The sequence below is a fragment of the Bacillus sp. FSL W7-1354 genome, assembly GCF_038002405.1.
Classification (GTDB): domain Bacteria; phylum Bacillota; class Bacilli; order Bacillales; family Bacillaceae; genus Bacillus; species Bacillus paralicheniformis.
In genome coordinates, this window is the sequence record NZ_JBBOCL010000001.1 from 2099112 (window position 1) to 2116222 (window position 17111).

At 45.3% G+C, this 17111-nt stretch carries 13 protein-coding genes and 1 pseudogene; 2 read left to right on the plus strand and 12 right to left on the minus strand.

The features are described 5' to 3' along the window. Positions 1 to 192: 192 nt before the first annotated feature. Positions 193 to 1215 carry a glyceraldehyde-3-phosphate dehydrogenase gene (locus tag MKZ04_RS10665; RefSeq protein ID WP_020452546.1) on the minus strand — a complete coding sequence of 341 codons (1023 nt, stop codon included), beginning with the start codon at positions 1213 to 1215 and terminating at the stop codon, positions 193 to 195. A 517-nt stretch (positions 1216 to 1732) separates the two neighbouring features. Here MKZ04_RS10665 and MKZ04_RS10670 point away from each other — a divergent pair. Further along, on the plus strand, positions 1733 to 2953 hold the full coding sequence (locus MKZ04_RS10670) for a pectate lyase family protein (protein ID WP_341047126.1): 1221 nt from the start codon (positions 1733 to 1735) through the stop codon (positions 2951 to 2953). Between the two features lie 25 nt (positions 2954 to 2978). Here MKZ04_RS10670 and coaE read toward each other — a convergent pair whose 3' ends face one another. The 9 genes from coaE to citZ form a co-directional block, all read right to left on the minus strand. Further along, positions 2979 to 3584: a dephospho-CoA kinase gene (gene coaE / locus MKZ04_RS10675; protein ID WP_020452548.1), complete on the minus strand. Its 606-nt coding sequence runs from the start codon at positions 3582 to 3584 to the stop codon at positions 2979 to 2981. 17 nt (positions 3585 to 3601) lie between these two features. Continuing rightward, positions 3602 to 4234 (minus strand): sporulation membrane protein YtaF, encoded by a 633-nt coding sequence (ytaF, locus tag MKZ04_RS10680; RefSeq protein WP_009329359.1) that lies wholly within the window; start codon positions 4232 to 4234, stop codon positions 3602 to 3604. Between the two features lie 220 nt (positions 4235 to 4454). Beyond that, positions 4455 to 5282 carry a DNA-formamidopyrimidine glycosylase gene (gene mutM / locus MKZ04_RS10685; RefSeq protein WP_023855481.1) on the minus strand — a complete coding sequence of 276 codons (828 nt, stop codon included), beginning with the start codon at positions 5280 to 5282 and terminating at the stop codon, positions 4455 to 4457. Between the two features lie 18 nt (positions 5283 to 5300). Next, complete coding sequence (gene polA / locus MKZ04_RS10690; protein WP_020452550.1) at positions 5301 to 7940, minus strand: DNA polymerase I; 2640 nt, start codon at positions 7938 to 7940, stop codon at positions 5301 to 5303. Between the two features lie 255 nt (positions 7941 to 8195). Continuing rightward, positions 8196 to 9941: a two-component system histidine kinase PnpS gene (pnpS, locus tag MKZ04_RS10695; protein WP_020452551.1), complete on the minus strand. Its 1746-nt coding sequence runs from the start codon at positions 9939 to 9941 to the stop codon at positions 8196 to 8198. Beyond that, on the minus strand, positions 9934 to 10656 hold the full coding sequence (locus tag MKZ04_RS10700; protein WP_096748271.1) for a response regulator transcription factor: 723 nt from the start codon (positions 10654 to 10656) through the stop codon (positions 9934 to 9936). Before MKZ04_RS10700 ends, pnpS begins: the two co-directional genes overlap by 8 nt. Positions 10657 to 10985: 329 nt before the next feature. After that, the gene (gene mdh, locus MKZ04_RS10705) at positions 10986 to 11924 is read right to left on the minus strand and encodes a malate dehydrogenase (protein ID WP_020452553.1); all 939 of its coding nucleotides are present in this window, start codon (positions 11922 to 11924) and stop codon (positions 10986 to 10988) included. Between the two features lie 47 nt (positions 11925 to 11971). Then, entirely contained in the window at positions 11972 to 13243 is a 1272-nt protein-coding gene (icd, locus tag MKZ04_RS10710) for an NADP-dependent isocitrate dehydrogenase (RefSeq protein WP_144499094.1), read from the minus strand. 166 nt (positions 13244 to 13409) lie between these two features. After that, a complete protein-coding gene (gene citZ, locus MKZ04_RS10715) occupies positions 13410 to 14528 on the minus strand; it encodes a citrate synthase (protein WP_020452555.1) in 1119 nt (372 codons plus the stop codon). A gap of 626 nt (positions 14529 to 15154) precedes the next feature. Here citZ and bglS point away from each other — a divergent pair. Beyond that, on the plus strand, positions 15155 to 15886 hold the full coding sequence (gene bglS / locus MKZ04_RS10720) for a beta-glucanase (RefSeq protein WP_197407188.1): 732 nt from the start codon (positions 15155 to 15157) through the stop codon (positions 15884 to 15886). A 255-nt stretch (positions 15887 to 16141) separates the two neighbouring features. Here bglS and MKZ04_RS10725 read toward each other — a convergent pair. Next, a pseudogene (locus MKZ04_RS10725) lies at positions 16142 to 16289 on the minus strand (transporter); the annotation flags it as partial. A 266-nt stretch (positions 16290 to 16555) separates the two neighbouring features. Further along, positions 16556 to 17020 carry a DUF441 domain-containing protein gene (locus MKZ04_RS10730; protein ID WP_020452557.1) on the minus strand — a complete coding sequence of 155 codons (465 nt, stop codon included), beginning with the start codon at positions 17018 to 17020 and terminating at the stop codon, positions 16556 to 16558. Between the last annotated feature and the right edge of the window lie 91 nt (positions 17021 to 17111).

Below are 17111 nucleotides of genomic sequence, written 5' to 3' on the forward strand. Positions count from 1 at the left end.
AGCAACTGAACCGGTCATTTACCACGGGGGAAAGTTAGTCCGGAGAGGTCCTAACCCTTTAAGTAATGCCGAAGCGCTCACGAACTAGAAGTTCACGAAAAATAGTATACTTTGTTTGAATATTTTTTGCAAGGCGGTTTTATCATTTGATGGTTAAGGGGTATTTATTTTTTATCCGTCCATGCTCTTATTTTATACAGCCGAAGGGTGTTTCATTCTTGAAGCCACGTATCTGATTAAATCGACAACCCTGCACGAATATCCCCATTCGTTGTCATACCATGCGAGCACTTTCACCTTTCTGTTCTCAAGCACCATTGTTGAAAGGCTGTCGATCACCGCCGAGTATGGATTCGTATTAAAATCGGATGAGACAAGCGGTTCATCGCATACATCGAGGATCCCGGACATCGAGCCTGCCGCCGCCATTCGGAACGCTTCATTAATATCTTCTGCCGTCGCATCGCTTTTTAAATCAGCCACAAGGTCAACGAGTGACACATTTGAGACGGGAACGCGCAGGGCCAGGCCGTGCATTCTTCCTTTTAAATGTGGCATGACAAGTGACAGCGCTTTCGCGGCGCCTGTCGTTGTCGGAATGATCGAAGAACCGCAGGCGCGCGCCCTTCTCAAGTCTTTGTGCGGATTATCAATATTTTTTTGATCATTTGTAAATGCGTGAACAGTGGTCACCAGGCCGTTTTCAATGCCAAATGCATCATCAAGCACTTTTGCGACAGGAGCGAGACAATTCGTCGTACAGGAAGCGTTTGAAATAATCGTATGACGCTCCGCATCAAATTCGCGTTCATTGACGCCCATCACGATTGTGATGTCTTCATTTTTCCCCGGCGCTGTCAAAATAACTTTTTTCGCGCCGGCTTCAATATGAGCTTCCGCTTTTTCCTTCGCGTTAAATTTCCCCGTCGCTTCTACGACGATGTCGATCCCGTATTGCGCCCACGGAAGAAGTTTAGGGTCCCTCTGATTGGTCAGCATGACCTTTTTACCGTTAACGAACAGGCAATCGTCTCCAGCGTTTACATCAAGCTCATATCGGCCGTGATTTGTGTCATACTTTATTAAATGAGCGAGCGTTTCCGGAGGGTAGCTCGCATTGATCACTGCAATGTCAATCTGTTCATCAAGCATCGCTTTTCTAAACACCATTCTGCCGATCCGGCCGAATCCGTTTATCGCAACTTTCACTTTCATCAAATATGCACCCCTTATTTTATGTCATTCCACATCATGATTTATTCAAAATAAGTATAACACATTATTTTTAATTAGCCATACCATTTGTTTCTTTTACAGCAAATTTACGCGGTTTTTGTGAAACAATGAACAAAGAACTAGAAAAAATCGGCATTAAAGCATATATTTCAAATACATCTTTAGTGCTACAATTTCCAACGGCGCCAAATTTTCACACGACAGAAGGCAGTGTCTTCAAGAAAGGACAACCATGAAACTGACCAAAAACATATATTTTATCATTTCTTTTTTGGCTGCGGCCGGCATTTATTTTTTTATAGGAACAGCAGCCGCTTCCGCGGCGAACGAAGATTATCCGAAACAGATGATCAGGCTGGAAAGCTTATCAGGCATAAACATCACGCCCGCCGGGAATCAAGATAATGCACCGCTAACAGCAAAACAGATGAGCGGGGAAAAAGCAGAAAGATGGAGGCTGGATACGTCTGACGGCAAACAGTTCAAAATCAGAAATATGGATAACGGCAAAATTATCATCCCTTCCCATTACGCGTTGTCAAACAATAATCCCGCTGTAGTCTACTATGACAATTCACGAAAAGAAGAGTTGTGGAATATTATCGGGGCTGACAAAGACGGAAACGGAGACTTTATCACGTATAAAATCGTCAGTGCGCAAAACAACAGCCTTGCCCTGACACTGGACGGCAGCGGAGTGAAGCTTGCCAAATATACAGGCAGCTCCGTCCAAAAGTGGAAGCTTCCAAGCGACGGTCTCGAAGGTTTCGCGGGCTATGCAAAGGAAACGAATGGCAAGCAGAAAACAGGCACAACCGGCGGCCTGCTTGGAAAAGTCGTCTATGTCAACAATCTGGGCGAACTGAAAGCCAATATTGGAGGTTCAACGCCCCGCACCATTGTCGTCTCCAGCAATATCGGCGCTTCAGCCAAAACGGTATTGACGGTGGGTGCCAATAAAACAATCATCGGCTCGTATGAAAAACATAAGCTGAACAACATTTACTTTAAAACAAAAGCGGACTCAGGCAACGTGATTTTCAAAAATCTGATCATTGCACATGATGCATTCATAAATGAAAACAACGACATCCCTGTTTACATTACCGATTCGAGGAATTACTGGATTGACCATGTCACATTCCAGGGCCACAGCTATTCAGCAAACGGTCACGATCTCGACAAGCTCTTATACATCGGCGCTAAAGCCGATTACGTCACACTGTCTCACAGCACATTCACAGACCACAGGTACGGCTTGATTCTCGGCTGGCCTCAAGATGACAAGCAATACCACAGTATATATAATGGATATCCGCGGATGACAATCAGCCACAACCGTTTTGAGAATCTCTATGTCAGGGCGCCCGGGTTGATGCGTTACGGCCATTTTCATGTGAAAAACAATTATATCAACAATTACCATCTAGGCTTCACGATAACGACATTGGCCAAAATTTATTCTGAAGCCAATTACTTCGGTACGGGCAGCGAGAAAGGCATACTTGATGATTACGGAGACGGCTCATTTAAAGATGTCGGGTCATATCCGGCGATAAAAGGACAGAAATCGCCTGAAACAAGCTGGAAACCTTCATCCAACTACAGCTATCGGACGATGAAGGCAGGCAATGCCAAAGCTTTTGCCGAACGGTATGCAGGTGCACAACGCACCGCGCTGTATTATGCGAATTACAGCCAGTTTAAAAACGACTAATAAAAAAGTGAGCGCAATTTCGCGCTCACTTTTCAATATTTGACCATGTATCAAGCAGCTGATGAAGCTGCGCTTCTGTATCTTTCAGACTGCCGCTGTTATCGATCACCGCGTCTGCCTTTTTCTTTTTTTCGTCAAGAGAATGCTGGGCGTGAATTCTGTTCAGCGCCTCGTCTTCAGTGAGCCGGTTTCTTTTCATCAGCCGCTCAAGCTGAAGCTCCATCGGCACCCAGACGACGATCACTTTATCTGTCAAATGTTCAAGCCCGCTTTCATATAAAAGCGGAATATCGAGAACAACAAACCGTTCACCGGCCCGGATGGCTTCGTCGCGCTGTTTGATCATCATTTTTCTCACTTCCGGATGGACGATCGCATTTAACTGCATCCTCTTTTCTTCGTTAGTAAAAACAATTTCTCCAAGTTTTCTCCGGTCGATACCGCCTGTTTCAAGCAGCACGCCTTGACCAAATGTCTCTGCGATTTTCTGATAAGCGGGCATCCCTTGTTCAACGGCCTCTTTCGCGATCACGTCCGCATCGACGACTGTGATGCCGCACTGCTGGAACATTTGCGCGACAGTACTTTTGCCGCTGGCAATCCCTCCGGTCAACCCGATGACCAATGTCAAAGGCCTGCACCTCCTTCTTACAGTTTCCAGATGCCGATCATAATCAGCAATATACCGGGAAGAAAGGTCAGTTTATCCATCCAGTTCCATTTCGATAAAAATCGCCCCGCCTGTATTCCGCAAAATACGAACAATGAGCTCATGATGCCTACCGTAATGCTCATCGGTACAGGGGAAAAGCCGAGCGCAGCCGCGCCGATCCCTGCTCCGAACGCGTCAATAGAGAGGGCGAAACCGAGAAGGAAAGCTTCTATACCGGTAATGATTCCTGATTTATCAATGTCGGCGCTTGTCGGTTTTCTTAAAATGTGTATCACGATTCCGAGCGATTTCAATTCAAGGTTGATGAGCGTTTTTTCAGAGAAGACGAGATCCTGTTCTTTCTCCGGCCTGAAAAACTGATACAGCACCCATGCGCCGATCCCCATTAATATGACGGCCCCGAGCCTTTCTGTTACGACAACGGGCAGGAATTTCGCCAAAAGGGTTCCGATCATCATGGCAATATACATCACGGCACCAGAGCAAAAAGCAATAATCAAAATCGCTTTAAATGGGATTTTCAACTTTCGCAATCCGTAAGTAAATCCGACTGAAAAACTGTCCAAGCTGACGGCAAATGCCAGCAGCAAGAAAGATGCAAACATCATATCAGGCTCTTCCTTTCTGTTGATGCGAGCGGTTAAGTCATGCAGCCTAAAGGCAGCTTTCTAGGCTTCTTATATATATGAAAGAAGAAAACCATCCGTGTGTTGTTTACCCGAAAAAGAAACATCACACCTTAAAGCTTGCTTTTAACAGCTATATGGAGCGTATGCATCGACAGCTTGAACCATGATACGGCTTGCTGTTGTCCCTTTTATGCGATTGTCATTTTTTCTGGCACTTTATGCAAAAATGCGTGCCCCTTCCGCCAACGACTGTTTTTTCAATTGGAGATCCGCACTTTTTACAAGGTTCATCTTTCCGGCCGTAAACGAAAAGTTTGAGCTGGAACATGCCGATTTCACCTTGTGAATTGATGTAAGATCTGACTGTGCTTCCCCCTGCTTCAACAGCTTCCTTTAACGTTTGAACGATCTCTTCATGAAGAAGAACCGTCTGTTTTTTTGTGAGCTTGTTCGCTGTTGTCTCGGGATGGATACCGGCTCTGAATAAAGCCTCGTCGACATAAATATTGCCCAGCCCGACCACTGTCCGCTGATCGAGCAGTGCGGTTTTCACTGAGCGGTTTGTTTTCTTCAGGCGCTCTCTTAAGTAACCGGCTGTAAATTCCTCGCTGAAAGGTTCGGGACCGAGCTGCCTGAGAGGCAGCTCCGTCAGTTCCTCTCCCGGCTTAAACAAATGCATCGTGCCGAACTTTCTGACATCCCGGTAGCGCAACTCGCTTCCGTCCGTGAACCTGAAAATGACGTGCACATGTTTATCAAGAGGTTCATCGTTTTGATGAAGCCCGTACTTTCCTTCCATTCTCAAATGGGAAACCATGACACAATCATCAAGATGAAACAACAGGAATTTTCCCCTTCTTCCGATCGACTGAATCGTCTGACCGGCCAGGAGCCTTGCGAATTCCTCAGGCTCCTCCGGACGTTTTATGATTTTTGTCCATCTGACATCAACCGCATCGATCGTTTTCCCTCTTACAAGCCCGGCAAGAGTGCGCCGGACCGTTTCGACTTCTGGTAATTCCGGCACATCATCACTTCCTTTTCTCTATTTTGCATCGTACCATGAAGGCCCTGAAGCGCAGTCCACTTTCAGCGGAACATCGAGCTCCAATGCATGTTCCATTACTTCCGGAACTAGTTTTTCAAGCACTTTGATTTCATCTTCAGGCGCTTCAAAAATCAATTCGTCATGAACCTGCAGCAGCAGTTTGGCCTGGAGATTTTTTTCTTTCAGCTTGTCCGCCATGTCGATCATCGCTTTTTTAATGATATCTGCTGCGCTTCCCTGGATCGGCGTGTTCATTGCCGTCCGTTCGGCAAAGCTGCGCAGATTGAAATTCCGACTCGTCAATTCCGGTATATACCGCCTCCGGCTTAAAAGAGTCGTCACATAGCCCCTCTGTTTCGCTTCTTGAACGGTTTCTTCCATGTATTCTTTAACTCCCTGGAAGCTGTGGAAATAGCGCTCAATAAACGCGGCCGCTTCCTTTCTTGTAATTCCCAGGTTTTGCGACAAGCCGTAGTCGCTGATTCCGTAGACGATTCCGAAATTGACGGCTTTCGCCTGCCTCCTCATCGCAGGGGTGACTTCTTCTTCTGATACATGAAAAACATCCATCGCCGTTTTCGTGTGAACGTCCATATCGTTCGTGAACGCTTCAATCAAATTTTTATCCTTTGAAATGTGGGCGAGAACCCTCAATTCGATTTGGGAGTAATCCGCAGCGAATATGAGCCAGCCTTTTTGCGAAGGGACAAACGCCTGCCGGATTTTGCGGCCTTCCTCAAGACGGATCGGTATATTTTGCAGATTGGGATCGGTTGAGCTGAGCCTTCCCGTCTGTGTTAAAGCTTGATTAAAGCGGGTATGCACTTTATGGCTGTCTTTTTTGATTACTTTTAAAAGTCCTTCGACGTATGTGGACTGGAGCTTGCCGATCTGTCTGTAGTGCAGAATATCTTCGATAATGACGTGTTTGTCGCGCAGTTTTTCAAGCACATCGGCTGAAGTCGAATAGCCCGTTTTTGTTTTTTTGACGGCAGGCAGCCCGAGTTTTTCAAACAAAATCACACCGAGCTGCTTTGGTGAATTGATATTGAACGTTTCACCTGCTGACTCGTGGATTTTCTTCTCGTATTCCGCTAATTTGGCGGACAGTTCTTCCCCCATTTTTTTCAATCTGTCGACATCGACTTGGACACCGATCGATTCCATCTCACCGAGAATGTGGGCGAGGGGCATTTCGAGCGCTTCAAACAGATCGAGCTGCTCGTTTTTCTCCAATTCATCAAGGAGCTTTTCGCGGAGCAGCGATATCGCCTTCGCTTTTCTGGCTAAATGGTCGGCAAGCTCCTTCTCATCCGGCACCGCCTGTTTCGCGCCTTTTCCGTAGACCGCTTCATCTGCCGCGACAATGTGTAATTGGTGTTCTTTCGCAACGCTTGCAACATCGTCGTAAGAGTGTCCCGGATTGATGATATAGGCCGCAAGGAGAACGTCAAATTCTGCGCCTTTCAGTTCGATGCCCCGCCAGCGCAAAGCGACCGCCGCGCGTTTTGCATCAAACACCCATTTCTTTTTCGACTCGTCTTCGGCCCACTCTTTAAAACGGTCCGACTGAACGGCTGTCTCTTCCGGGATGAAGAAAGCGCCATGTTCGTTGACGATCGAAAAACCGAGGATCGGCGCCTCATGATAATTGTCGCCGAGCTGTTCGACAACGAGTGAAGCCGGTGACGCAAACAAATCATCCGTGATGTCTGTTTTGATCGTGACGTTGATCTCTTCAAACTGTTCTTCTTCTTTTTCTCCCGGCTCTTCGCCAATCCTTTCGAGCAAAGAGTTAAAACCGAGATCTTTAAAAATCTTGACGACCGCTTCCCTGTCAAAACCTTCGTATCCGAGGGAATCGAGGGTGACTTCAAGCGGCGCTTCTGTCGTAATTGTCGCAAGCTCTTTGCTCATCAATGCCTGTTCTTTAAATTCTTCAAGCTTTTCTTTCAGTTTTTTTCCGCTGACTTCGTCTATTGACGACAGCAGCTCCTCTACTGTATGGAACTGTTTCAAAAGCTTGATCGCCGTCTTTTCGCCGACGCCCGGCACACCTGGAATGTTGTCTGATGAGTCTCCCATCAGCCCTTTCATGTCAATGATTTGTTCAGGTGTAAGTCCGTACTTTTCCCGGACATGTTCCGGCGTATAGTATTCAACATCTGTAATGCCCTTTTTCGTGATGGCGACCGTCGTTCCTTCTGTAGCCAGCTGTGTCAGGTCTTTGTCACCTGAAAAAATCTTCACTTCAAATCCGTCTTTTTCCGCTGACTTGGCAAGGGTGCCGATAATATCATCGGCCTCGTAGTTTTCAAGCTCATACCTTGAGATTTGATAGGCGTCGAGGAGCTCGCGGATAAACGGCAGCTGTTCGGACAGCTCGGGCGGCGTTTTTTGTCTGCCGCCTTTATATTCTTTAAACGTTTTATGTCTGAATGTCGTTTTCCCCGCATCAAAAGCAACGAGCATGTGGGTCGGTTTTTCTTCTTCAAGCATCTTCATTAAGATCGTGGTAAAACCGTACACAGCGTTTGTATGTATCCCTTTTTCATTGCTGAGAAGAGGCAGAGCGAAAAACGCGCGGTAAGCCAGGCTGTTTCCGTCAACCAATACTAGTTTTTTTCTTTCAGTCATCTTTATCCTCCTAAGGAGCCGATTCGTCAGCTTCCATTCAACTTCGTGATCATATTTGCTTATTTTATTTTAGCAAAGTTCATTTTGAAAGGAAAATGAGAGTGATTTCGCAGAAAAATAAAAAAAGGGACGCGCTGTTGATCGCGTCCGTCCATATGGCTCCTTGGATGAAGGGGTTCACTAATGATCCTATCAGCCAAGTTTTAACCATATATATAAAAGTTGTTAAGCCTTTGTAAAGTTTGCTAAATGAAGCTACTCGGATGCGCGTTTTAAGCGGACCGTGAATTCGGTGCCTTTTCCCCGCTCGCTTTCGACGTCGATTTCACCGTCGTGGGCTTCGACTAAATGCTTGACGATCGCAAGGCCGAGACCGGTTCCTCCTGAATTTCTGCTCCTGTCTTTATCGATCCGGTAGAAGCGTTCGAATATTCTCGGGATTTCGGACCGCTTGATCCCGATGCCCGTATCCTTCACTTTGACTTGCACTGCATTTTCCAGTACATCAGCCGAAATCGTTACGTTTCCATCTTCAGGCGTATATGTGAGGGCATTGTTCACCAAATTTAAAAAGATCTGCTTTAGTCTGTGCGGATCCCCAGAAGCAACGGCTGGCATCTCCGGCTTTTCCAGGGTCAAGGTGATTCCTTTTTCCTCCGCTTTATTCTTCAAAAGCATCTCAATTTCAGCGAGGATTTCACCAATATTGCAATTTTGAATATTCAAGGTGAAGTTCTGCTGTTCGATTTTCGACAGATCCAACAGGTCCTGGATCAACGTTTGCAGACGGCTGCTCTCTTTTAAGATGATCGATAGAAATTGCAGCAGCGTCTCCCTTTCGTTCATCGCTCCGTCTAAAAGCGTCTCGGTGAACCCTTTGATCGATGTAATCGGCGTTTTCAGCTCGTGTGAGACATTGGCGACAAAGTCCTTCCTCATTTCTTCAAGCTGCTTTCTTTCCGTCATATCATGGAACACGAGAACGATGCCTTTCCACTCATCATTGATGCCGATAATTGGAACTCCGTCGACTTCAAAATACCTTCTTTCAATTTTGATCGGCAGTTTAAACATTTTGCGGACCTTTGTTTCCGTCATAAAAATTTCTTCGATGAGATTAATGATTTCTTCGTGTTCGAGCACTTCGTGATAGAAATGGTAAAGAAGCTGATCGGCTTCTACGTGAAATTGCTTTTGATAAGCGCGGTTCACAAGGTGAATATAACCCTTTCCATCGATTAAGATCAGACCGGAGTCGATATTTTCGATGACGGTTTGCAGACGGTCGCGCTGCATTTCCTGTGCTCTTGTCATGTCCTGCAGGTTCTGCGCCAGCATATTGATGGACTGGCTCAGCATCGTTTCATCTTCGTTGAAAGTTCTTGCTTTATAGTTTCCTTTGGCAAGCTCAATCGCTACTTGTGTCGCAGACTCAATCGGATTCGTATATTGAGAGGTTATTCTCGCCCCAAGCCCGGCGATGATTAAAAAGGCCGTTCCAAGGCTCACGCCGAGGAGAATCCAGATCTTTTGATTGATATCTTGCAATGAATCGACAGGAGTGCTGATCAGAATATATCCATTCACATTCCCGTCTTCTTTCAGCGGCTGCACGTAACGGTAAACGGACTCGTCATCTGGATTGATTCTGAAGCCTCCTCCTTCACCGTTTAAATCCGACTCAAGCGCTTCTTTGATAACGGATTGATCTTCTGCACGGCCCCCAAAATGAAAAAGAACCTGACCTTTTGTATCAACCAGCGATACATGACTGTCCAGTTCACGGCTTGCCTTCTCTAAAATGGCTCCTTGCTCCGAAGACTTCATGTTTTCACGATTTGCCAATGAAGCGACCAAAGCGGCTTCTTTTTCAATATGGCTGCTCAGTTTGGCATCGTATGAGGAGTGAAACAAGTGAACGAGCAGAAAACCGAGTGAAGCAAATACGAGAATCAAAAGCGTCAGCAGGGCAGCTAAAAGCCGGGTCCGGAATTTAATCATTCAGCTTCGGCTCCTCCATTTTGTAGCCAAGACCTCTGATTGTTTTAATGTATTCCGGTTTTTTCGTATTTTTTTCGATCTTATCGCGAAGATGGCTGATATGGACATCGACGATGCGCGTATCGCCCGCGAAGTCGTAGTTCCAGACAGCGTTGAGGAGAAGGTCTCTCGTCAGCACCCTCCCTTTATGCCTTCCCAAATATAAAAGGAGTTCGAATTCCTTAGGCGTTAGCTCGAGGCGTTCGTTTTGAAAGTAAACCTCATAATGTTCTGGCAGTATTTTCAATTCGCCTATGATCAGATCGCCTGCATCCGGTTCTTCCGTCTCCTCCGGATGAACGGACAGCGTCTGTGTTCTTCTTAAAATCGCTTTGACCCTTGCCGTCACCTCTCTCGGGCTGAACGGCTTCGTCATATAGTCATCGGCACCCAGCTCGAGACCGAGCACCTTATCAAATTCATCATCCTTAGCGGTCAGCATCAAAATCGGATACATCAGCTTCTTCTGTCTGAGTTCCTTGCATACTTCAATGCCGTCCATTTTAGGAAGCATCAGATCGAGCACGATCAGATCCGGCTTCTCTTCAATCGCCTTTAATAAGCCGGCCTCTCCGTCCATGGCCGTCACCACATGATAGCCCGACCGTTCAAGGTTATATTTTAGAAGGGTAACAATCGATTCCTCATCATCTACAACTAATATCTTTTTGCTCATGACATGCCTCCAGGCTTCAGATTTCCCCGACATCTCTTTCTCTATCTTTTGTTAAATAAACGTTTTCACTCCTATTTTAACGAAAGCCTATCCGTTCGACAATTTGATTTTTCAGTGTTTTGCATAAAATCTCTCTTTTTCGGCAATAAACCGCTGTTTTAAGCGATGGAATGCTTCCAGAAAAAAGAATGAAAATGTCCGGGCAGATGATTATGATTAGGTATATGCTGACAGCCCGTGTTTATGTCTTGATTTTCATATGGTTTTATGTAAAAAAAGATCGCATTCAAAAACAGGAAGGCTTGTATAAAGCCTTCCTGCTGTTTTCATTATGATAATACTTTCATGACGTTTTTGACTGATTCAACGGATCGATCAAGCTGACTTCTTTCTGTTTCAGTCAGTTCAAGTTCAATGATCTGTTCAAGACCGTTTCCGCCGATAATCGTCGGAACGCCGAGGTAAATGCCTTCATAGCCGTATTCGCCTTCAAGGTAGGCAATAGTCGGCAGCACGCGGCGCTGGTCTTTTAAGATTGCTTCAACCATTTCTGTCAGGGAAGCGGCAGGCGCATAATACGCACTTCCGTTTCCTAACAGGTTGACAATTTCTCCCCCGCCTTTTCTCGTTCTTTCAACAATCGCATCGATCCGGTCTTTCGGAAGAAGCGTTTCAAGCGGAATGCCGCCTGCATAAGAGTAGCGAACGAGCGGAACCATATCGTCCCCGTGTCCGCCCAGTACAAAACCTGTAATGTCTTTGACGGAAAGGTTGAGCTCCTGAGCGACAAACGTTCTGAATCTTGCCGTATCCAAAACTCCCGACTGGCCGATGACCCGCTCTTTCGGGAAGCCCGATTCTTTATAGACGGCGTATGTCATCGCATCCACAGGGTTTGTCAGAACGACGATGATACAATCAGGTGAGTATTTAACAACTTCCTTCGTTACGCTCCTCATGATCTTTTCATTTGTAGCCACGAGGTCGTCCCGGCTCATTCCCGGCTTTCTTGCGATTCCCGCCGTGATGACGACGATATCTGAGCCGGCCGTATCTTCGTAGTTTGCCGTTCCTGTAATATTCGCATCAAATCCTTGGACAGGGCTCGCTTCCAGCATATCGAGCGCTTTCCCTTTTGTAGGGTTTTCAAGCTGCGGAATGTCGACTAGCACGACGTCAGCCAATTCTTTTTGAGCCGTTAAAAACGCAGTTGTTGCACCTGTAAAGCCCGCTCCGATGACAGATACTTTATTTCGCTTCTTTCCCATGTTTTCTACCCCTTTTAATTGTTGTTGTTTTACCCCAAAACAGCCGTTTAAGACATATTTTTGATAAGCTCATCACCGAATTCAGAGCATTTAACTTCAGTCGCGCCGTCCATCAAACGAGCGAAATCGTATGTGACGACTTTGGATGCGATTGTTTTCTCCATAGATTTAATCACAAGGTCGGCAGCTTCATTCCAGCCCAAATGCTCAAGAAGCAGCACGCCGGATAGGATGACTGAAGACGGGTTTACTTTGTCTAGGCCAGCATATTTTGGAGCTGTACCATGTGTCGCTTCAAAGATGGCGTGTCCTGTCTCATAGTTGATGTTTGCTCCAGGAGCGATGCCGATTCCGCCGACTTGGGCAGCAAGCGCATCTGAAATGTAGTCCCCGTTCAGGTTCATTGTCGCCACAACATCAAACTCGGCAGGGCGGGTCAGGATCTGCTGAAGGAAGATGTCAGCGATGCTGTCTTTGATGATGACTTTGCCGGCCGCTTCAGCTTCGCTTTGCGCTTTGTTTGCAGCGTCTTTGCCGTCTTTTTCAGCGATGCGGTCGTATTCGGCCCATGTGAATACTTTATCGCCGAATTCTTTTTCAGCCACTTCATAGCCCCAGTTTTTAAAGGCGCCTTCCGTGAATTTCATGATGTTTCCTTTATGGACGAGCGTTACAGATTTGCGGCCGTGCTCGATTGCATACTCGATCGCAGCTCTGACAAGCCTTGACGTTCCTTCTTCAGAAACCGGCTTGATACCGATGCCTGATGTTTCAGGGAAACGGATTTTGTTAACGCCAAGCTCGTTTTTCAGGAATGAAATCAGCTTTTGAACTTCTTCAGAGCCTTTCGCGTATTCGATGCCGGCATAGATATCTTCAGTATTTTCGCGGAAGATGACCATATCCGTATCTTCAGGGCGCTTAACCGGTGAAGGAACGCCTGTGAAATAGCGGACAGGACGCAGGCATGTAAACAGGTCAAGCTCTTGTCTTAGCGCTACGTTTAATGAGCGGATTCCGCCGCCTACAGGAGTTGTTAAAGGACCTTTAATCGCGATCAGGTATTCGCGGATCGTATCAAGCGTTTCTTCAGGAAGCCATTCGCCTGTTTTGTTGTACGCTTTTTCCCCGGCGTAGACTTCTTTCCAAGTGATTTCCTTTTCGCCGTTATACGCTTTCTCCACAGCCGCTTCAAGAACCCTGGAAGCCGCTCTCCAAATATCAGGACCTGTTCCGTCCCCTTCAATAAACGGGATAACCGGGTTGTTTGGAACGTTTAATACTCCGCCGGAGACTGTAATTTTTTCGCCTTGTGCCACAATAAAACCTCCCATAATATGTAATTCTTCAATATAGAAAAACATTTGTTTCCCCCGTTTGGCGGGGGACAAACATGTTTTTTCATAGATTCATGAAATCGTTGTTTCCTAAGAAAGCCGTTAAGAGGCCGGCCGAACAAAGCTCGAACAGCCTCCTTTCAAACGGTCAGCTTCTGTCTTCAATCGGAATGAACGTCTGCATGTCAGGGCCGGTGTAATCAGCCCGCGGACGAATCAGTCGGTTATTTTCATACTGTTCGAGAATGTGAGCGAGCCAGCCTGATACCCTGCTGATCGCAAAAATCGGCGTGAACAGATCATGGTCGATTCCTAAGCTATGATAAACCGACGCAGAATAAAAGTCTACGTTTGGCGGCAGCTTTTTCTGAGACGTGACGATTTCCTCAGTCCGCTCTGAAATCTCATACCATTTGCTTTCACCCGTTAAATTCGTCAAACGTCTGCTCATTTCCTTCAAATGTTTTGCGCGGGGATCTCCTTGGCGGTATACGCGGTGGCCGAACCCCATGATCTTTTCTTTCTTTTCAAGCTTGGCGTGAATATATGAATCTACGTTTTCAACCTCGCCAATCTCTGAAAGCATTTTCATAACTGCTTCGTTTGCTCCGCCGTGAAGCGGACCTTTCAAGGCCCCGATTGCGGCCGTGATCCCTGAGTAGACGTCTGAAAGTGTCGCGACGCATACTCTGGCTGTGAACGTAGATGCGTTCAGCTCATGATCCGCATGCAGAATCAAGGCTTTGTCAAACGCTTCCACTTCAACAGGTGAAGGTTCTTTTCCATTCAGCATGTAGAGAAAGTTGGCGGCAAAACCGAGTTCCGGATTCGGCTCAATCGGCTCGAGCCCTTTGCGGATTCTTGAAAAAGCAGCGACAAGCGCAGGCATCTTCGCTTGGAGACGCACCGCTTTTCTGTAGTTTGCTTCCGCATCCATTTGATCTGCTTCTTCGTCAAACAGTCCGAGTAAAGAAACGGCTGTCCGAAGAGCTGCCATCGGGTGGACTTTTCCATTCGAGTAGGATTTGAAATGGTCAATCACTTCTTTGGGGATACCGGCATTTTCAGAAAGCTGTTTTTTAAGCTCTGCGAGCTCCTCTTTGTTCGGCAGCTTTAAATGCCAAAGCAGATAAACAACTTCTTCAAAGCTAGCTTTTTCTGTCAAATCATCGATGTTATACCCTACATATGTAAGAGTATCATCAATAATTGAACTTACTGATGATGTAGTGGCGACTACCCCTTCAAGGCCGCGTGTTGCTGTCATACTCATCTCTCCCTTTTTTTAAAAATTTCCCCTTTTAAAATTAAACCAAAACCTAGGAGCAAAAACAACGCATGTTGTATACATCTTCTTCACCCCAAAAAGAAAATGCTTACATTAAATCGTTTTTCAAATAAAACAATCGTGCGTTTCTATATACCGTTCGATACTCCGATATGCTTAATAAAGATTAAGCATATTTATATTATAAACAATAATCTGATAAATTTGTAGGTTTTTGATCAAAAATGCTTTCAAAGCCTTATAAATCAAGGGTTCGTAGTTATTTATTATCAATCGACAGCTTTGTAGAATCATGTATTCTTCTGTATCTATTTGAGGGAGGTTTTGGGAAGGGATTTTTATTAAAAGTGGACAGACGTATTCCTCCAGTTCTTTCATACTAATCGGTTTATGATTTTCACCTATAATAAATTTATAAACAAAAGAAAAAGAGATAAAATCTTTTACTTGTTACTTTACAGCAAATCTCCTTCATCCGTTTTAAAACAAACGGGGGGAGTTTTTATGAATGAAAAGTTATTATCATTATTTTGACTGATGTTCCCTTTTAAAAGAATCAGGTATGATCGGTAAAGAAAACGTTTTCAAAGAAAGGGGAATGCCACATGCCTTATCGTATGAAACGAGTGTTGCTGCTTCTTGTCACTGGATTGTTTTTGAGTTTGTCTGCAGTCACTTCTACTGCCTCGGCTCAAGCAGGCGGATCGTTTTTTGACACTTTTAACAGCTATAACTCCGGTGTATGGCAGAAAGCAAATGGTTATTCGAATGGAGGTGTGTTCAACTGCACTTGGCGTGCAAATAACGTATCAATGACATCATTAGGTGAAATGCGTTTGGGGCTAACAAGTCCATCTTATAACAAGTTTGACTGCGGGGAAAATCGCTCTGTTCAAACATATGGATATGGACTTTATGAAGTCAGAATGAAACCAGCTAAAAACGTAGGGATCGTTTCATCGTTCTTCACTTACACAGGTCCAACGGATGGAACTCCTTGGGATGAGATTGATATCGAATTTTTAGGAAAAGACACAACAAAGGTTCAGTTTAACTACTATACGAATGGTGTAGGAAACCATGAGAAGCTTGTGGATCTCGGATTTGATGCATCCAATGCCTATCATACGTATGCGTTCGATTGGCAGCCAAACTCGATTAAATGGTATGTCGATGGGCAATTAAAACATACCGCGACGAGCCAAATTCCGACTACGCCAGGAAAGATCATGATGAACTTGTGGAATGGTATTGGTGTCGATGACTGGCTCGGTTCCTACAACGGTGTAACACCTCTATACGCTCATTACGACTGGGTGCGTTATACAAAAAAATAATCTCAAAAATGATAAGAGCCTGCAGCCTCAACCTAACCAGGCTCTTATGATTGTAATGAGAAGTTGTTGGCATGATTAGTCTTTTATACAATCTTATCGAGATGATGACAGCCCTCTTCCTGGGTTTGCTTTTTTTGCTTCTTTAGTTCTCTTTCTTTTGTGAAAATGACATCTCATATCCTTCAATTTTTTGATGGTTTCCTCAATTTCTTTCTGTTTTCTATCAATTTTTCTTTTTCGTTCACTAAAATCACTTGCTGCCGTCCGCGCCGCAATCATATCCGACGTCTCAGTTAGCAGAAAAAATAAACTCTCCGGCACTGAACAGAACTCGCAATTCGACAGCCATCATAATAAAGGATGCGATAACTGATGCAAGCGTTTCAGCCCGAAAGAGACGATAGATCATTTTTTCTTTTTATCCAAGCTTACCTGCTGAAGACTCCACAAATAAAAACCCACAAATTCGAAATAAACGGTCATATTTCCCCACACAGGTTTTTGACAAACTGAGCCCTCTTTTATAGAGGGCCTTATTTTTTTGCACCAGCTGACTTCTATTTACAGATTTTTAGGAGTTTTAACTGCGTTATGTATGTTTATTTTTAGTTGCGAACGTTTTTTTTCAAACAAAAAACCCCCTGAAACAGGGGGAGCTGGCCCGCATTTCTAAGATGTAAAATGCTGGACGGCCTGCATGACAAGATAGGCGATCCCGGCACCGATGAGCGGGCCGACGGCAACGCCTTTGAATAAAGCGACCGCTAAAATCGTTCCAAATACAAGAGCGGTGGTGATATGCGGGTCTTCCGCGAGCAATGTGATCCCGTTTTTGGCGATCAATGCTACGAGAATGCCCGCCCCGAGTGCGATCCATGCGTAATATGATTTCATCGCTTCGCCAAGCTGTTTAAAGCCGATCTCTCCAGTGGCAATCGGCACAAGGACCGCTATTGTAATAACGGTAACTCCCCAGTTAATCCCTTTGGATTGGATGGCCGGAAACAGCTTTTGATCGAGGCCGGTCAGCTTGATCAAAAGCAGGACGGATACCGCGATGATCAACGACTGATTTTTCGCGATTAATGCGATGGCCAAAAGCAGGATCAAAAATAAATTAGCTTGAGTAAACATGCTGTATTCAACTCCATTTTTTTATGACCTTTCTCATAATAACAGGACTCAAGAATAAAATGAAATAAGGACATGCTTTCTAATATCAGGA